At 43.2% G+C, this 16,217-nt stretch carries 15 protein-coding genes; 9 read left to right on the top strand and 6 right to left on the bottom strand.

Going from position 1 to position 16,217, the window contains the following annotated elements; all coding sequences use genetic code 11:
- Nucleotides 1-191: 191 nt before the first annotated feature.
- The 3 genes from Q5H80_RS15730 (at nucleotide 192) to Q5H80_RS15720 (ending at nucleotide 2,913) form a co-directional block, all read left to right on the top strand.
- Nucleotides 192-1,181 (top strand): porin, encoded by a 990-nt coding sequence (locus tag Q5H80_RS15730; protein WP_304570354.1) that lies wholly within the window; start codon nucleotides 192-194, stop codon nucleotides 1,179-1,181.
- Between the two features lie 155 nt (nucleotides 1,182-1,336).
- Nucleotides 1,337-2,227 carry a DMT family transporter gene (locus tag Q5H80_RS15725; protein WP_304570353.1) on the top strand — a complete coding sequence of 297 codons (891 nt, stop codon included), beginning with the start codon at nucleotides 1,337-1,339 and terminating at the stop codon, nucleotides 2,225-2,227.
- Nucleotides 2,228-2,295: 68 nt separating this feature from the next.
- Complete coding sequence (locus Q5H80_RS15720; RefSeq protein ID WP_304570352.1) at nucleotides 2,296-2,913, top strand: glutaredoxin; 618 nt, start codon at nucleotides 2,296-2,298, stop codon at nucleotides 2,911-2,913.
- 173 nt (nucleotides 2,914-3,086) lie between these two features.
- On the opposite strand, the gene Q5H80_RS15715 is transcribed toward Q5H80_RS15720, so the two are convergent.
- The 3 genes from Q5H80_RS15715 to Q5H80_RS15705 form a co-directional block, all read right to left on the bottom strand.
- Nucleotides 3,087-3,221 carry a hypothetical protein gene (locus tag Q5H80_RS15715; RefSeq protein ID WP_012600279.1) on the bottom strand — a complete coding sequence of 45 codons (135 nt, stop codon included), beginning with the start codon at nucleotides 3,219-3,221 and terminating at the stop codon, nucleotides 3,087-3,089.
- Nucleotides 3,222-3,467: 246 nt separating this feature from the next.
- Nucleotides 3,468-3,818, bottom strand: a complete 351-nt coding sequence (locus Q5H80_RS15710; RefSeq protein ID WP_304570349.1) for a hypothetical protein — start codon at nucleotides 3,816-3,818, stop codon at nucleotides 3,468-3,470.
- A gap of 98 nt (nucleotides 3,819-3,916) precedes the next feature.
- Nucleotides 3,917-5,110, bottom strand: coding sequence for a multidrug effflux MFS transporter (locus tag Q5H80_RS15705; protein ID WP_304570348.1), 1,194 nt, complete (start codon nucleotides 5,108-5,110; stop codon nucleotides 3,917-3,919).
- Nucleotides 5,111-5,218: 108 nt separating this feature from the next.
- Between Q5H80_RS15705 and Q5H80_RS15700 the strand changes: the two genes are divergently transcribed.
- Entirely contained in the window at nucleotides 5,219-6,115 is an 897-nt protein-coding gene (locus Q5H80_RS15700) for a LysR family transcriptional regulator (protein WP_304570347.1), read from the top strand.
- 179 nt (nucleotides 6,116-6,294) lie between these two features.
- Nucleotides 6,295-8,148: a bifunctional diguanylate cyclase/phosphodiesterase gene (locus Q5H80_RS15695; RefSeq protein ID WP_304570346.1), complete on the top strand. Its 1,854-nt coding sequence runs from the start codon at nucleotides 6,295-6,297 to the stop codon at nucleotides 8,146-8,148.
- A 140-nt stretch (nucleotides 8,149-8,288) separates the two neighbouring features.
- Here Q5H80_RS15695 and Q5H80_RS15690 read toward each other — a convergent pair whose 3' ends face one another.
- The 3 genes from Q5H80_RS15690 to Q5H80_RS15680 form a co-directional block, all read right to left on the bottom strand.
- Nucleotides 8,289-9,581, bottom strand: a complete 1,293-nt coding sequence (locus tag Q5H80_RS15690; RefSeq protein ID WP_304570345.1) for a peptidoglycan DD-metalloendopeptidase family protein — start codon at nucleotides 9,579-9,581, stop codon at nucleotides 8,289-8,291.
- Between the two features lie 231 nt (nucleotides 9,582-9,812).
- Nucleotides 9,813-10,112, bottom strand: coding sequence for an isoamylase early set domain-containing protein (locus Q5H80_RS15685; RefSeq protein ID WP_009845720.1), 300 nt, complete (start codon nucleotides 10,110-10,112; stop codon nucleotides 9,813-9,815).
- Between the two features lie 123 nt (nucleotides 10,113-10,235).
- Nucleotides 10,236-10,883 carry a hypothetical protein gene (locus Q5H80_RS15680; protein WP_304570343.1) on the bottom strand — a complete coding sequence of 216 codons (648 nt, stop codon included), beginning with the start codon at nucleotides 10,881-10,883 and terminating at the stop codon, nucleotides 10,236-10,238.
- Nucleotides 10,884-10,915: 32 nt separating this feature from the next.
- Here Q5H80_RS15680 and Q5H80_RS15675 point away from each other — a divergent pair, with 32 nt between their 5' ends.
- The 4 genes from Q5H80_RS15675 to Q5H80_RS15660 all read left to right on the top strand — a co-directional run bounded on the left by Q5H80_RS15675 (nucleotide 10,916) and on the right by Q5H80_RS15660 (nucleotide 16,124).
- The gene (locus tag Q5H80_RS15675) at nucleotides 10,916-11,398 is read left to right on the top strand and encodes a GFA family protein (RefSeq protein WP_304570342.1); all 483 of its coding nucleotides are present in this window, start codon (nucleotides 10,916-10,918) and stop codon (nucleotides 11,396-11,398) included.
- Between the two features lie 150 nt (nucleotides 11,399-11,548).
- A complete protein-coding gene (locus Q5H80_RS15670) occupies nucleotides 11,549-12,223 on the top strand; it encodes a YoaK family protein (protein WP_009845723.1) in 675 nt (224 codons plus the stop codon).
- A 228-nt stretch (nucleotides 12,224-12,451) separates the two neighbouring features.
- A complete protein-coding gene (locus Q5H80_RS15665) occupies nucleotides 12,452-13,822 on the top strand; it encodes a YjiH family protein (RefSeq protein ID WP_304570341.1) in 1,371 nt (456 codons plus the stop codon).
- Nucleotides 13,823-14,252: 430 nt separating this feature from the next.
- On the top strand, nucleotides 14,253-16,124 hold the full coding sequence (locus tag Q5H80_RS15660) for a methyl-accepting chemotaxis protein (protein ID WP_304570340.1): 1,872 nt from the start codon (nucleotides 14,253-14,255) through the stop codon (nucleotides 16,122-16,124).
- Nucleotides 16,125-16,217: the final 93 nt, after the last annotated feature.

The raw sequence follows: 16,217 nt of genomic DNA, 5'->3' as shown, positions 1-16,217 counted from the left end.
GTTGTATGGCCATTCACAAACAACTCAGTTCTCTGAAATAAAAGTGCAATAAAATCAACACTTAAAAAGTTCCCTATTCACGAAAATGTAATTTTACAGAAATGAAAGCTTAATTTAGCTGCTCTAGATTAGTTTCATATTGAAACGGAGAGCGCATTGCTCACGGAATTTAAAATACAAGGTAAGTGATTATGAAAAAGGCAGTTCTAGCTTCTACAGTGGTAGCGGCACTAGTTTCAGGTTCATCGTTAGCAGCAACGATTTACAGCTCAGATGGTACAGAACTTAAAATTGGCGGTCGTGCAGAATTCCGTGGTGATTTCATTGGTTCCGGTGGTGCTGAAGTTGAAGGTTCAATGAAAGATAAAACTCGTTTCCGTTTAAATCTTGGTGGTAAAACAGAACTTACAGATACTGCAACGGCATTCGGTTTCTATGAAGCTGAGCAAGACACAGGTTCTGATAAGTTTGAAAACCGTTACATGTACGCAGGTGTTGATTTTGACGGCCAAGCCATTTCTGTCGGTCGCCAAGATATGGCTTCAGTCATAGTATCTGACTTTACGGATATCACTGAGTTTTCTGGTGTGCAGCAAGCATTCGGTGCAGCTTCTGATAAAGAAGATGGCGTATTTGCATACCGTGGCGGTTTTGATGCCCTGCAACTAGAAGCCACTTACCAAACCAACAGCAAAAAAGACTCTGACGGCTACGGCATTTCTGGTGTTTACTCACTGCCAATGGGCTTAGATCTTGGCCTAGCCTACTCAGGTGAAGACCTAGGGGAAAATAAAGGTAGCGCAGACCAAATCCTTGCCGGCCTAGCGTATTCTCTAGACAACCTGTACTTAGCAGCGACTTATTCAACAGGCGACCTAGATGATAAAGCGACAGGTACCGATGCTAAGTCATTCACTGCTATGGAGTTTGCAGCGCAATACAAATTCACCAATCAAGTATCTGCTGCAGTCGTATATACTTACCAAGAAGATGAAATCAACAGCGGAGCAAAAGTAGACGCTGTCGACGGTATTGAATTAGCCGGTTACTACAAACTAAACAGCAATTTCCGCACATACCTTTCTTACTACGTTAATGGTTTAGACGAAGTTAAAAATGCAAAAGGTATCGTGACAGCTGGTGAAGACACACTTCGCCTAGGTGTACGCTACGATTTCTAATCTAAATCGACTTTAGATAGAAACAAGAAAGGTTGGGCGGTTGCTCAACCTTTTTTCATATTCAAATATTCTGACCAACTTCATCAATGCTTTTTCTGGTTAAGTCGTGCTAAATCCGTATCATAGGTGAACCACATCAAATAATTAGAAGCATCATGTCACAACACCATCCGATCCAAGGCGCTAGCTGGATGCTAACCGCAGGCTTAGCCTTTGCCGTAATTAACAGCCTAACTCAAATTGCTAGCATTCATTTCGGACTTACTTCTACCACCGTTGCCGTCATTCAATACGCCATCGCGTTGTTCGCTATTCTTCCTTATCTGAAAACGCTGGGCATTCGCCGCGCTCTAAAAACCGACAACTTAAAGTTGCACGTATTCCGCGTCTTCTTATCGGTTATTGGTATTCAACTTTGGATATGGGCGCTGGCTTATCCTGTTCCTATTTGGCAAGGCATTGCCCTTCTCATGACGTCGCCATTGTTTGCAACCATAGGGTCAGGACTTTTCCTCAAAGAGAAAGTTGGGGCAGCTCGCTGGGGTGCGACCTTAGCCGGTTTCGCTGGTGCGATGGTGATTCTAGAGCCGTGGGCAGAAGACTTTAACTGGGCAACACTGTTACCAGTTGGCGCGGCTTTCTTTTGGGCATGCTACTCACTCATGGTGAAAAAACTCTCTTCGCAAGACAGTCCTTCAACCATGGTGGTGTACTTGCTGCTATTAATCACACCATTTAACATCCTGCTTGCCGCGCCAGATTGGCAGACTCCAAGCGGCGGTACAATTTGGTCTATCTTGATTGTTATCGGTGTTATGACGGCACTCGCTCAATGGGCAATTGTAAAAGCCTACTCAGTCGCTGATGCTTCGTTTGTGCAACCTTTTGACCACGCTAAATTACCGTTAAATGTTCTAGCGGGTTGGATTGTATTTAGTTGGGTTCCACCGGGTCGTTTATGGCTAGGGGCTGCTATTATTATTGCGTCAGTTGCATTTATTACCCATTGGGAAACGAAAAAACCGGCGAAAATAAAGAAAGTTTAGGATCGATGAAATAAATAGTTCGACTGTCCGTTCTATATGGATAAGAGAATTTAAACGAGGCCGTAACCATGAAGAAACCAGTCAAGATTACACTATACCGTTGGGCAGGCAGCTGGGGTCCATTTAAAGTTAACATCCCATGTGGAGAATGCACCCTAACCAAAGACATTCTTAAGGATACTTTTGAGAATGAGTTGGCCGATGTCGATGTTGAACTGGAAGTGAAAGATTGGTTATCTCACTGGTGGGAGCCGCTAAAACTGGGGTCTTGGCATGCTCCTATTCTTGTTGTTGAAGGCAAGGTAGTCAGCCAAGGTGAAGCGCTTAATCGCGGTGTTTTGGTTCAATCTGTGATTAAAGAATGGACTAAACGAGACAGCCTAAAAGGCAACATTGTTTACGGAAAAGCGACCTGCCCATTCTGCGTTAAGGCCAAGAAAATGCTTGATGAAGCGGGGGTCGAATACCAATACCACGATGTCGTAAAAGACAGCGCAGCTTTGTATCGTATGATTCCAGAGGTAAAAGCACACATTGGTGAGAAAACCCCAGTAACTGTTCCTCAGATTTGGCTTGATGGTAAATACATTGGTGGAGCTGACAACTTAGAAGCGTGGATGAAAGAGAACGGTTTAGATACCATTCCGAATAATGTAGTCGACCTATCCAACCAATCGACAGGCTGAATTCAGTAACATTCATTAGCTAGAAGCTTTATCAGTGTTTTGTGTCCATCCACAACAAAACGAGCGATGACCTTCATTAATCGCTAAAACGCAAAAGGCCTTAAACTGAACTAACCCCAATAGTTGGACACTAGTAAGTTTAAGGCCTTTTTAAAATCCGTTTTTGAAAATGCTTATTTCGCCATTTTCTTCATCATTCGCTTAATGAATGATGCTTTTTTGGGCTTTGGCTTGCCATACAATGCTTCGTGCATCATGTTTTTTGCTACCATTTGACCAAGGTATGCGTGGCCTAGTTCGTAATTCATGCTTATCTCCGCACATAATCGATTTTCTTATGCGCGGATTCTACACTTAAAGCGCTCAAAAACAAGATCTGAATCACACTTTAAATGTAACACTACCATGTCGTTACAATGAATATCTTCATTTAAACACCCATAAAAAAAGCAGCTCAAGAGAGCTGCTTTAAAAATAGTTTTTTTAGAAAACTAATTGCTTAGAAATCAACTTACATGAAAAAATAGCTTAAAAAAAATAAATAGCTAAGAAACCTAGCTGCGCTTTGGCTGTTTGTAAGTTTTACCCGCAATTTGATATGTATCTTTTTGCTTTAATTCGAACATAGTTTCAAAGAACCAAGCTGCAAATTTGATTAAGTCATCGCCTTCATTCATCACATGTTCGATGTACTCTTGCTCTTCGCCTTGTTCATTTTCTTGAAGCGTCACGTGGTAAATACGCTTTTCGCCTTCTACTTCAGCTAGCGCAAATTGACCGGTCAGTGATCCAGCAGCCTCAGCGACTTCTGTATCCTCATTGGATTTCAATAGCTCAAGTGCTTGAGGCAGGCCATCTAGTGCGCAGATAGCTTTTACCAGTACTTCAAATTCATTTTGCTGCATGTTTATTACCTGTTAAATGGACGCAGGTATTGTAGAAAACCATCCATACAAATACAACGTATTAACGACTGTACGCTTAACTATAGCGGGCTAGCTGTTTAACTGTATTCTACGGCAGTAGTTTTCATTCTCGTTGAAGACCAAAGTACTGTAGCCATGCAAGCACCAATAATCAGATAAAACACGCCGAGCTGTAGGTGAGTCGTCACCCAACTCTCGACTAGATATCCACCAAGTAAACCCGCCAAACACATCTGAATTGAACCTGACAATGCCGATACTGCACCGGCTTGCTTCTTATGAGGTTCCAGCAACATACTGATGGATAGCGGAAACGATATACCCTGTGCGACAGCCAGCCAAGTAAGTGCCCAGACCAAGTTAAGAATGGATAGCTCATGAGTAAGCAACCACGCACCTGAAGCCATAATTATCAAAATTGCAAGACTCATCAATTGTGGTGTACTAAACCTTCGATTGAGTAAGTTCAGCGCCACACTACCGATCAATAGTCCAGCAGAAGGGACAATCATCAAAGATCCATATTCAGCGGATGTCAGCCCCAATTGTTCTTGCATTAAGAATGGAAACAGCGATAAAGACACCAAACTCGCCATATAGCTCATCCAATTATAACTGGCGCTGGTCAACACTTGGCGGTTAGTCAACAAGCGTCCGTAGTTCTTCACCACTTGACAGGCGTCAAAACGACTCTTTCCATATGGCAAAGTCTCAGACAACACAAAATAGCCTAGAGTGAATATCGCAAATATGTACAATAAAACAAACAGGAATACCGCCTGCCAACCAAGGTGAAATGAGATCCAACCGCCAAACACTGGCGCAATGATCGGCATAATTGAAGCGGTAACCGAAATATAAGACAACGCCTTGGTCAGTTGAGGCCCATCATAGCTGTCACGAAGCACACTGCGTCCAAGAACCGAGGCACTACCCGCACCTAAACCTTGCAACAAACGGCCAACCTCTAACGCCGTTAGGTTGTCAGAAAAAGCAACACACACGGCAGTACCAATCAAATAAACGCCCTGGCCTAACAAGAAGATAGGCCTTCTCCCCACGGCATCGGACATCGGCCCGTAAAATAGCTGAGACAAGCCAAAACCCACAAGAAACAGCGTGACGAGTAGCTGTACATCTATCTGAGTTACACTTAAGTCTGAAGCAATCAGCGGCAATGATGGTAAATAGATACTCACCCCCACCTGTCCTGTAGCAATGATCATCATGGCTAAGAGTAGCGGTGTTTTTTTAAAGGTCGATTGGCTCAAAAAATTCCCTATTCGTTTGTTATTTGTTCATCAGATAAGTTTACATTCAAAACCAATAATTGATAATTAGCTAAATTGGAATTTTATTAAGTCCCAACAGGAAATAATATGGATTGGATTCTTAACGTAAAAAGTTATGTAAAAGTGGTTGAAGAAGGCAGCTTCAATGGCGCAGCGCGTAAACTCAATACCACCAGCTCAGCGATCAGCAAAAGAGTGAACTGGCTAGAAGAACGTATCGGCACTCAACTATTAAAGCGTACCACGCGCTCGATCAGCCAAACCGAAGCGGGGGCTCTCTTTTATCTGCGAGCCAAGGATCAGCTCGATAATTGGCAATCGATTATTGATGAAACCCGATCGGTTAACCAAACTCCTGCGGGTCTGCTAAAGATTGGGGCAACCATTGCTGTTGGTTCTAAGTTTCTCGTGCAATACATGGACGACTTCTTAGAAAAGTATCCAGACATTAAAGTACAGCTTATCACCACCACGCCAGGTCAATTACCTGAGCTTGGCTTGGACCTGGTGATCAGTCGTGAACTGGAACAACTCAACTCGTTAAGCTTCAAGAAAACACCACTGTTTGAACACAAAGCCAGCTTTTATGCCGCACCCAGTTACTTGGCTAAACATGGTTATCCCATCAACGAGCAAGACTTAGAACAACACAACTCCTTAATATGGGGAGAGCGTCCTATTCGTGAAGTCACGCTAACGAAAGGACAGCGCATCACTTTGAACGGTAACTTTGCGACCACCAACCCTGAGGCTTTGTTTCATGCCGCGAAGCGAGGAATGGGCGTACTATTAACCATTAAAGCAATGATCAAAGAGGAGCTTAAACAAGGGACACTGGTTCCAGTATTACCAAATATAACAGCCGACGAAGTGATGGTTTACGCGTACTACCCTAAGCTTGACTACTCACATACACGAACCAAGCTATTTTTAGACCACCTAAAAGATAGGCTAGACAAAGAAAGAAATAGTCAAGTTTTGTGAAATATATCGCACTAAATTTGAAAAATCACACAACACGAACAATAATAAACTAGATGCACATCAAGGTTATTAATGCAGTTGCATTGTTAATATTTAAGACAGTGCAGATACAAGAACATATACACAAGATCATACACATACAGCTTACACACGATTCTGGTTGGCTACGGATGGTGACTATGACTCAACATACACGCAATAGCATGATAGACACAGAGCACATTGGGCGCTTACTCAAATTGGAAGGTATCGACCTTTTAGAGTCTGCCGTGCTTACTTTGCATCAAACCTTCGGCACTCAATACACTAGTATCATTGAGAAAAAGCACTTCCCCGATCAAATGGTTCCTTTGGTAATTGCCCATTCTGACCATGTACTGCATGACAAAATAAACGCACGCCATGGTCACATATATCAACAAGCCGTCAATCAAAAACACCCAGATTGCTCATTTGCTCAGTATATAGTTCAGTCACTCCCAACATCAGCATTTAGGCAGGAAATCACCTCACAAAACTCAATCGCTATCCCAGCACGCAGTCAAAGTGGCGAAGTCATGGGTGTGCTTTTCTCAACCTTTAGTTCGCCTCTGAGTACAGATCAGCAACAAGACGTGATAAAACACCACCAGTTGTTCGCAGATATCGTCATTCACACCTTGCGTGAAATGTGGTTCAACGACCGTTCTAAGCAACTGGTTAATCAACTCAGCTACGAAGTATCACACGATAGTCTAACTGGGCTATTAAACCGTAGCTGTTTATCAGACACCTTGGAATCGATCACTCAGCAGAGTGTCACTCCCTTCACGCTCGCTCTGCTCGACATCAATAGCTTCAAGGCCATTAATGATATGCACGGTAATTATGTTGGCGATAAGGTTCTCCAATATGTAGCAGAGACGTTGCGTCGAACCTTACCTGAAAGCAACCTGACTTTCCGGACAGCTGGCAATGAGTTTGCTTTCATTACCTATCATTCAGACCCAATAGCTGTTTGCGAACAAATACTGGATAAGATAAAGCAAGGTTACACTAATGTTGATATCAAAATCGACTTCAACGTCAGCATCGGCATTGCCCGGTCAGATGGAGATAATAAAGACGTAGAACAAATCATCTTCAACACCAGTTTGGCACTAAAAGAGTGCCAGCATAGTCAAGATACATGCATTCAATGTTACGACACTCACCTAAGGGTTCGTTACCAAAGGAAAACCGAGTTAATCGCCGCCTTACGAAGTGAGCTTGACAGCTCCATATCAGACAGTCATGCACCTAATGACAATGGAATGTACGTGGTTGTGCAGCCGATCGTTGATCAAGGTGACACACGATGGGGTTACTTTGAGGTGCTCACTCGTTGGAAAACCAAGAAACATGGCGATATCTCACCGGTAGAGTTCATTCAAGTGGCAGAAGAGTCAGGGTTGATTGTAGAACTAGGTGAACGGATTATCGAACTGGTATGCCGCGCTAAAACAATATTGGAGCGCGGCTTAGGCTACAAAGTTAAGCTTGGGATAAACTGCTCCGCTCACGAGCTTACCGATTCTAAGCGTTATATTTCCTATCTCACTCGAACGATTGAACAGCATCACTTTAAAGCAAACGAGTTTGTCATTGAGCTAACCGAAACCGTGCTGTTATCTCCAACTCAAGAAACAAAGTCAGCACTCGACTTTCTAAGGGGACAAGGGTTCACGATTGCACTAGATGATTTCGGTACTGGTTACTCAAGCTTAAATTACATTCATAGCTACCCTATCGATTGTATTAAAATTGATGCCACCTTTATTCGAAACTTGCTGACAAACTCAACATCCGAAAGTGTTGTGTGGTTGATTGTTCAACTGGCACACAGACTCAATGTGTCATTGGTTGCGGAAGGCGTAGAGAAGCGTGAGCAATTAGAAAAGCTGCACGCAATGGGGTGTGACAAAATTCAAGGATACCTCTACTCTCCACCGATGCGACCTGAGGCTATCGTGAGTTTGGTTACTCACTCAGAACAGAGCATTCAAAGCACATAAATGGTGAAAATAGAAGTCAAAACAAGTAACCAGACCAAGATCTAAAAAGCCATGAGACATCACTAAAAACATTTAAATTTTTAGCAAAGCACTCACGGCTTAATGAACGACCTAATTTGAATAAACCAGTTAGCAGTCCGTTAGCTGTTATTCGATTGTTTTTCTAAAGCTTTCTTTAATAGCTTATCAGCTTCATCTCTAGCGGCCACGAACGTCGCTTTTTCCTTTTTAGGTACGGAATCGGCCATCGGAATATTCGCTTTCATTGCATTAACAGGACGACCACGTTCAATCAGTTCATAATGTAAGTGTGCCCCCGTTACGCGGCCCGTTTTACCAGATAAGCCAATACGCTGACCACGAGATACTGTTTGTCCTTTACGAACGAGGATTTTACTCAAGTGTAGGTAGCGCGTTTTGTATGTGCTGCCGTGCTGAATCACCACGTAGTTACCGGCATATGGGTGCTTACGAGTCATGATCACTTTACCATCACCCGTTGCTTGAACCGGCGTGCCAATTGGCGTAGCGAAATCTGTACCGTTATGCGGAGATACTCGCCCTGTCACAGGGTGCAAGCGCTTAGGGTTAAACTGAGAGCTTTGACGCCAGCCACTGCTCACTGGATAACGTTGGAAAGCGCGTTGTAAGCTATCACCATTGGCATCGTAATATTGTCCGTCAGTGTGTAAGTACGCAGACACAACACGGTTACGGTTCATGATCTTGATCGCTTCGATTTCACGTTTCCCGGTTGCGACACCATCAACGAATTGCGCTTTTTGAAGCACTTCAAACTGATCACCCGCGCGTAAGTCTCGGCTGAAATTCAGCTTATCTTTAAGAAGCGTCACAATATGGTCAATCTCAATACTGTTCAGGCCAACTTTGTTCGCTGACATAGAGAAACTGCCTTGAATATCACCCACTAAAGGCTTTTGCTTCCATTCACCCGGAATAGAGATGTCTTCGAATTCATAGCTGCCATCATCAAGCAGTCGATAAACCACTTTGTCTGCGACACTAAATTGAAGTTCCATTTTTGAAAGGTTGCCCGTCGCTTCATCACGCCAAAAACGTAATGTATTACCCGGACGAAGCGTGTCTAACGCAAGGAAGTTCAAATCGGTTTCCATCACGCTCATCATCGAGTTATAAGAAAACCCAAGCTGAGTGAAGATGCTACTTAAGTTATCGCCAGATTGAATTTGATATTCAAACGTCGGTGGCTCAATAACGGTAACGGAAGAAGGTGACAGAATTGACTCAATCACGGTGGAGTCTGGTAAATCGAGATCAATCGTTTTCGTCAGGTTCGATTGTGAATATTGCAGAGCAACACTAATCGCTGCAATAAGTGGCAGTCCTAAAATTGCTGCTTTTTTTACAGATGAAAGCTCAGCAAACGGAGAGGAAAATATTTTTGAATACACGGTAAACAGGTCTTTCTACGATATAAAAGCACAGGATATGCTTTTCAAACGCATAAATCATCATTGCATTGTCATAATATGATGTGAATCTGCGCAATTTCGGCTAAGTCATTGAGTTACCGTAAGTGGAAACCCGCTTCACGATTAATAATATTAACCGCCAAATTTAAAAATAAAAAAGCAGAAACGGTGAGTTTCTGCTTTCGATTGATTCACACTACTTCATTTCAATTAAGCGTTAACTGTCGATACCAAGCAATTATCTTCACCAAATTCATTCGGGATATAACGATCAGCATTCGCATCGTTCACCCATTGTTGATCATCAACTAGGTAGCGAAATTGAAACTCGCCATCTTTAGGCAGACGGGTTTTAAACTTGTAAACCTTCCCTTTCGCCAGTTTTTTCATTGGCGTCGCTTTCCAGTCCAGAAAGTCGGCAACGATTGATACGGAGTTAGCTTCTTGAGCTTCTAGCTCGAAGGTCACTTCAACTTCATCTTTCGTTTTAAAAAAACGTTTATTAATCATTCGCAAGCTCCATTTGTAAAAGTAAGCAGACACAAAGCTAAGTGTGTCTAAATTTCATTCATCTACTTAAGATAATATGTAATTTAGCTCACATAAACAACAGTTCCTTGCCTAACAAAAACGTCATTGCTCATCAATTGATTGCGCATTGAAAGAAAAACTCATTAACACCTTTTCAGTTTGCAATTCTGGAAAAGATTGTTCCGCCGAATGTCGAGTAAAGCCGATAAAACCTTCCCCAGAGAGTTTGCTTTGTGAATCGAGCAGTTGAGTAATCTCTAAAGTTTGGATTCTCACACGGTCACCCAGAAAGAATTGGTCAACTAACACGACACGGCTTCGATGCTGGTCATGTTTAAACAGGCCAAGATAATAGAAAACGCCACTGCCTTGGTTAGATACCCACATAGGTGCAACAAAGAAACTTGCCTCGCCGAGTATGACTCTTGAAAGGTTGTTGGTGTCTACGGTGACCACACCACGCTCAACACCGGAGTCATACCGCCCAAACGCGATTGATCTTGGTCCATCGACTTCATTAATAAAGGCGTACGCGTTAGTTTCAGGAACTTTGATTGTCCATGGATTAGTCGTCTTCAAATCAAAAACGGTTTCAACAACAGGGTCATAACTGACATGAGAAGAAGGAAACTTCGCCAAGATCTCTTCGTCACTTAAGCTAAAGCGATAAATACCCGCCAGTATCACCACAACCAGCATGACAATAGGAATCAGTAAAATCAGAGGTATAGGTAAGATTTTCTTTTTCATGAGCAATTATATTCTTTTGTTTTCATCCAGTTGTGCAGACCATAAAGGGCTTTAGTATAATTATCAATACAGGGTTAACCAGAAGTGGAGCATGGATGGATATCAATCATATTAAAGATAGAAATATCAGAAGTTGCGAATGCCGCTGTGGAGCCGTCAATCTAGTCTGCAGAGGCGAGCCTCAACGCACCTCCGTATGCCATTGTTATGAATGTCAGAAGCGCACCGGAAGTGTGTTCGGGGTTCAGGCTCGATTCCCGATAGAACAAGTGACACTCAACGGAGAGGTCACCTCCTTTTCACGTATCAGTGACACGGGCAATGAAGTCACCTACCAGTTTTGCCCTAAATGTGGCACCACCATGCTATTGCAGTCGGTGGCCGCCGCCGATTTTTATGTCGTCCCGCTCGGACTATTTAAAGAGCAAGACTTTCCGCTACCAAGCTTTTCAGTCTACGAAGAACGCAAACACGGATGGGTCAAATTTGACCACCAGATGAGTCATTACAACTAGCTTGTTACTGACCATTACCTCTATAAAGCAACAGTATTGGGACAAACTGCAAGACTGTTGCCTAAGATCAAATATCAACGTTCTACAACGCTAGCGTATCTTTTCGCTAGCGTTATAATCTGCTCCTCTTTTTAACCCAGGGTGAACCACATGATTTCTAAGCTACCTCGCTGGGTTGAATACGGCGCCCTATTGTTAGCGGGCCTTGCTGGCAGCGTTAATGCTATTGGTTTACTCGGCTTCCAACATCAAGCTATCTCCCATATTTCAGGCACCATGTCTTTACTTGGCAGCAGCCTACTCACGCCGACTTCAACTTCTATGCACCTCCTGCTAATCATTATGAGCTTTATGCTAGGTGCCGCGTTCAGCGGATTCTTTATCGAAAATCAAGCATTGAAGTTAGGACGCCGTTACGGTGTTGCGCTGTGTATTGAGGGTGGATTGCTGTTTTTGGCGCTTTGGGCACTTTTACAAGGCTACACTTCAGGCCAGTATTTCGCTTCAGCCGCATGTGGTTTGCAGAACGCAATGATCACCACCTATAGCGGGGCGATCATTCGTACCACACACATGAGCGGGATCATCACAGACCTTGGGATCATGATTGGCGCACGCTTAAAGGGCATGCCTTTTGACCGCCGTAAAGCCAAACTTCTTATGTTCATCGTTGTTGGCTTTCTGTTTGGTGGTTTAAGTGGTGCTTGCCTGTTCCAGCGCTTTGAAATTTTGGCACTGGCTTTCCCTGCCTCTTTCGCGTTCATTGTCGCGTTTAGCTACTGGCTCTACCTAACTTATCGAACTGAAGCCTCAGTAAATTTATAAACGCCTAGTAATAACCATCAGAATATGTAACATCTGCAACACTTTATTCTAAACTCATAATGTGTTGCAGAATAACCCGTGTGAATATTTAGCGATATTTGATGAATAGTATTGCAAGTGATATTAATACTCGGTAATCTTGCACCCAATGAGAAAATACGGATGTTTAGAGAATAAAAATGCCAAGGATGTGGCTTTTTTACATGTGGAAATACGAGAATAATTAACATGTCTAACAACACGAATACTGCTCAACCAGAGAAATCTAAAGGCAGTTTCTGGGTTTTCTTAATCCCATCTCTGATTGGTTTATTCCTATTCATGGCGCCAATTAGCTACCAAGGTGATCTCACGATCCCTGTCGCTATTCTAGCCAAATCAATTCAAGCGGTTTTCGGTGACTCCCTAGTTGCTATTATCACTGCAATCGTTGCCTTCATGTCTGTAGCTTCCGTGTTAAGCACTATTTTCAAGCCTGCATTCATTACATCGAATTCATTTCTAAACGGCCTTTTCAATCCATCTCCACTGTGGTTGTTGGTTCGTATTATCGGTGGTGCCGCAGCATTTATGGCTTTCTTCCAGGTAGGTCCTGAGTTTATCTGGGAAGAAAACACCGGTGGTCTCGTGTTAGAGGGCCTATTACCGACTCTATTTTCAGTATTCATCTTTGCCGGTTTACTATTACCACTTCTACTTAACTTCGGTTTGTTAGAACTGTTTGGCACCTTACTAAGTAAAGTGATGCGCCCAATCTTCAACCTGCCGGGTCGTAGTGCTATCGATTGTATGGCTTCTTGGCTAGGTGACGGCAGCGTTGGTATCCTTCTCACAAGTAAACAGTACGAGAAGAAGTTCTACACTCAGCGTGAAGCCGCGGTTGTTGGTACCACTTTCTCAGCTGTATCTATCACGTTCAGTCTTGTGGTTATTGCTCAAGTGGAACTAGAGCACCTATTCCTGCCTTTCTACGCAGCAATCTGCTTAGCCGGTATTGTGGCTGCGGTAATCATCCCTCGCCTTCCGCCACTAAGCATGAAGAAAGACACCTTCATTGATGGTACAAAGCCTCACAAAGATGCTGATGCAATCCCAGCGGGTCACTCGACTTTCTCTTGGGGTCTTGAACTCGCGGTAAATAAGGCTTCTCAAGTGAAGTCTGCTAAGTCTGTATTTGGTGAAGGCATTCGTAACGCAGTCGACATGGTATTTGGCGTTCTGCCTGTTGTAATGGGTCTGGGTACGATGGCATTGGTGATTGCAGAATACACCTCAGTGTTCTCATTCCTAGGTCAGCCTTTCATTCCATTCCTTGAGCTACTTGGAGTACCTGAAGCGGTTGCAGCATCTGAAACCATTGTTGTTGGTTTTGCGGATATGTTCATCCCAGCGATCCTTGCCGCTTCTATCGACAACGAGATGACTCGCTTTGTTATTGCAGCAATGTCGGTAACTCAGTTGATCTACATGTCTGAAGTGGGCGCTCTGCTTCTAGGCAGTAAGATTCCAGTGAATATCCTTGAACTGTTTGTTATTTTTATTCTACGTACTTTAATTACGCTGCCCGTTATCGCTGGTGTAGCGCATCTAATATTTTAAATTGGACGCACTGATACAGTGTAATAAATAACCTGTTTAATAATAGCCTCACTTTTGTGGGGCTTTTTTGCCTAATATATTCACCTCCCGATTTAAAATACCGCCAATATATAAATTGAGCACATCATTTAATTTCATATTAATTCCCTTACACCTCTCCCCCTGATAGTAAACCATGCGCATAATCGACAAATTAATACCCTCATCACTTTCTTTACCTTTGATTAACCTAACTCTTCAACTCATTGAACCAAATAACAAAAGTAGCAAGTATGTAATTAACTGAATTTTACGTTGTGCGGGTTGTTGTATTTTTGTAGTCTATTTTGTGAATTTACATTCAAGTAATTTTCAATCTAGTCGATATATATAATTACAAAAACACGATTAACTTTAGTCTTCGCAAAGCCTGTGAGAAGGGGAAAACTCAATGAAATTTAGCCATAAGGTGGTTGCTGCATCATCAGCCTTGCTGCTAGTGACAGTATCATTGCTTTCAATACAACAACTTTACACCGTAAGAAGTGCTGTAGAAAACCACGTCAATGCGAGCCTGAAAGAAATGGTCTCTGGCGTTAAAAATACCGTCGAATCAGAAATGAACGCCAAGAAGGCGCTGGCTCAATCGACGACTGAAGTCATCGAGATCAACCCTGAAGATCGCACTTACGTAAAAGAAATCTTAGAAAAACCAAAGCTTAAAAACAGCTTCCTAGCGGTTGGTTTTGGTTATGAAGCCAACGGTTATGTCATTGAAAATGACGACGGTTGGGATGCAGGTCCAGATTACGACCCACGAATCCGTCCTTGGTACATTGATGCTAAATCCAAAAACAGTTTAGTTGTGACCGCTCCTTATGTGGATGCATCAAGTAAGAAAGTCATCATATCAGTGGGTACACCCGTTAAAGACAACGGTCGTTTCACTGCGGGTATGTTCTACGACCTAGAATTGACGAACCTTGCTACCCTGGTAAACCAAGTGAACTTGTTTGATGCGGGTTACCTATTCCTAGTAACAGCCGACGGCACCACGATTGCTCACCCAAATGCTAAGAACAACGGCGAAACGCTTTCAAGCTACATGCCTCAAGCGACTATTCGTGAAGGCTCTCAAGAAATTGAAGTCGACGGCAAAATGTTCTTAGTTAACTTCACCCACATCCCAAGTGAAGATTGGTACATTGGCGCAATACTTGATGAAGAGATCGCTTTCCAAACCATTGAAGATCTGAAAAACAGCTCGATCATCTACTCTTTAGTTGCGGTTATTCTCAGCATCATTGCATTAACCGTTCTTATCCGTGTGTTAATGCGCCCGCTTGAAACGCTTAACGAAGCAATTCAAGATGTTGCGAGCGGACAGGGTGACTTAACTAAACGTCTAGATACCAATACAGATAAAGAGTTCTCTGACCTTGCGAAAGGCTTTAACACCTTTACCGAAAACCTGCAAAATCAAATCATTCAATCCAAAGCGATTGGTGTTGAGATTAAACGTGGTACTGAAATCACAGTGAAAGGCGCGGGTGAGTCAGCGAATGCGATGAATACCCAGCTGCAAGAGCTTGAACAGTTAGCCACCGCAATGAACGAGATGGCGGTTACCGCAACGGAAGTAGCAAACAATGCTCAAGGCGCAGCAGCTGCAGCTCGTGAAGCTGACGATGCGACACTAGACGGCACTTCTGTAGTAAGTGACACGACTCAAGCGATTGATAACCTTTCAGCGCGTATCGACCAGGCAGTTGCAGAAGTACAAGTACTTGAATCAGCAACCGCAAATATCGAGACGATTCTTAAAGTAATCAACGATATTGCAGACCAAACTAACCTACTGGCATTGAACGCAGCGATCGAAGCAGCGCGTGCTGGTGAATCGGGTCGTGGTTTCGCTGTCGTTGCCGACGAAGTCCGTACTTTGGCGCAACGTACTCAAGAATCGACCACTGAAATCCGCAACATGATTGAGCAGCTCCAAGCGGGTGCAAGCTCTGTATCTAACGCGATGAATCAAAGTAAAGACACAGCGACTGACGCCGTTGAACGCGCTCAGCAAGCGAACTCTTCACTTGACCGTATCCGCGACGCGATTCAGCGTATCTCTGATATGAATATTCAGATTGCTTCAGCAGCTGAAGAACAGAGTTTAGTAGCAGAAGAGATCAACAACAACACTGTTAAGATCAAGGACCTTTCAACACAGGTATCAAACGCAGCTCAAGACGCAAACACAGCAATGCAGGTTCAAACTGACAATGTTCGCCAACAAGACGAGCTATTGAACAAGTTTACGGTTTAACCGCCTTACCGTTTAACGAACACCCTGTTTAGTAAACAAAATAAAAGCCCCGCTTACTGATTGCCAGTAAGCGGGGCTTTCTTTTCAATATTT

It is taken from the genome of Vibrio sp. SNU_ST1 (assembly GCF_030563405.1).
Classification (GTDB): Bacteria; Pseudomonadota; Gammaproteobacteria; order Enterobacterales; family Vibrionaceae; genus Vibrio.
Note: the sequence above shows the minus strand (reverse complement) of the source record. Positions and strands in the feature narration are given on the sequence as shown.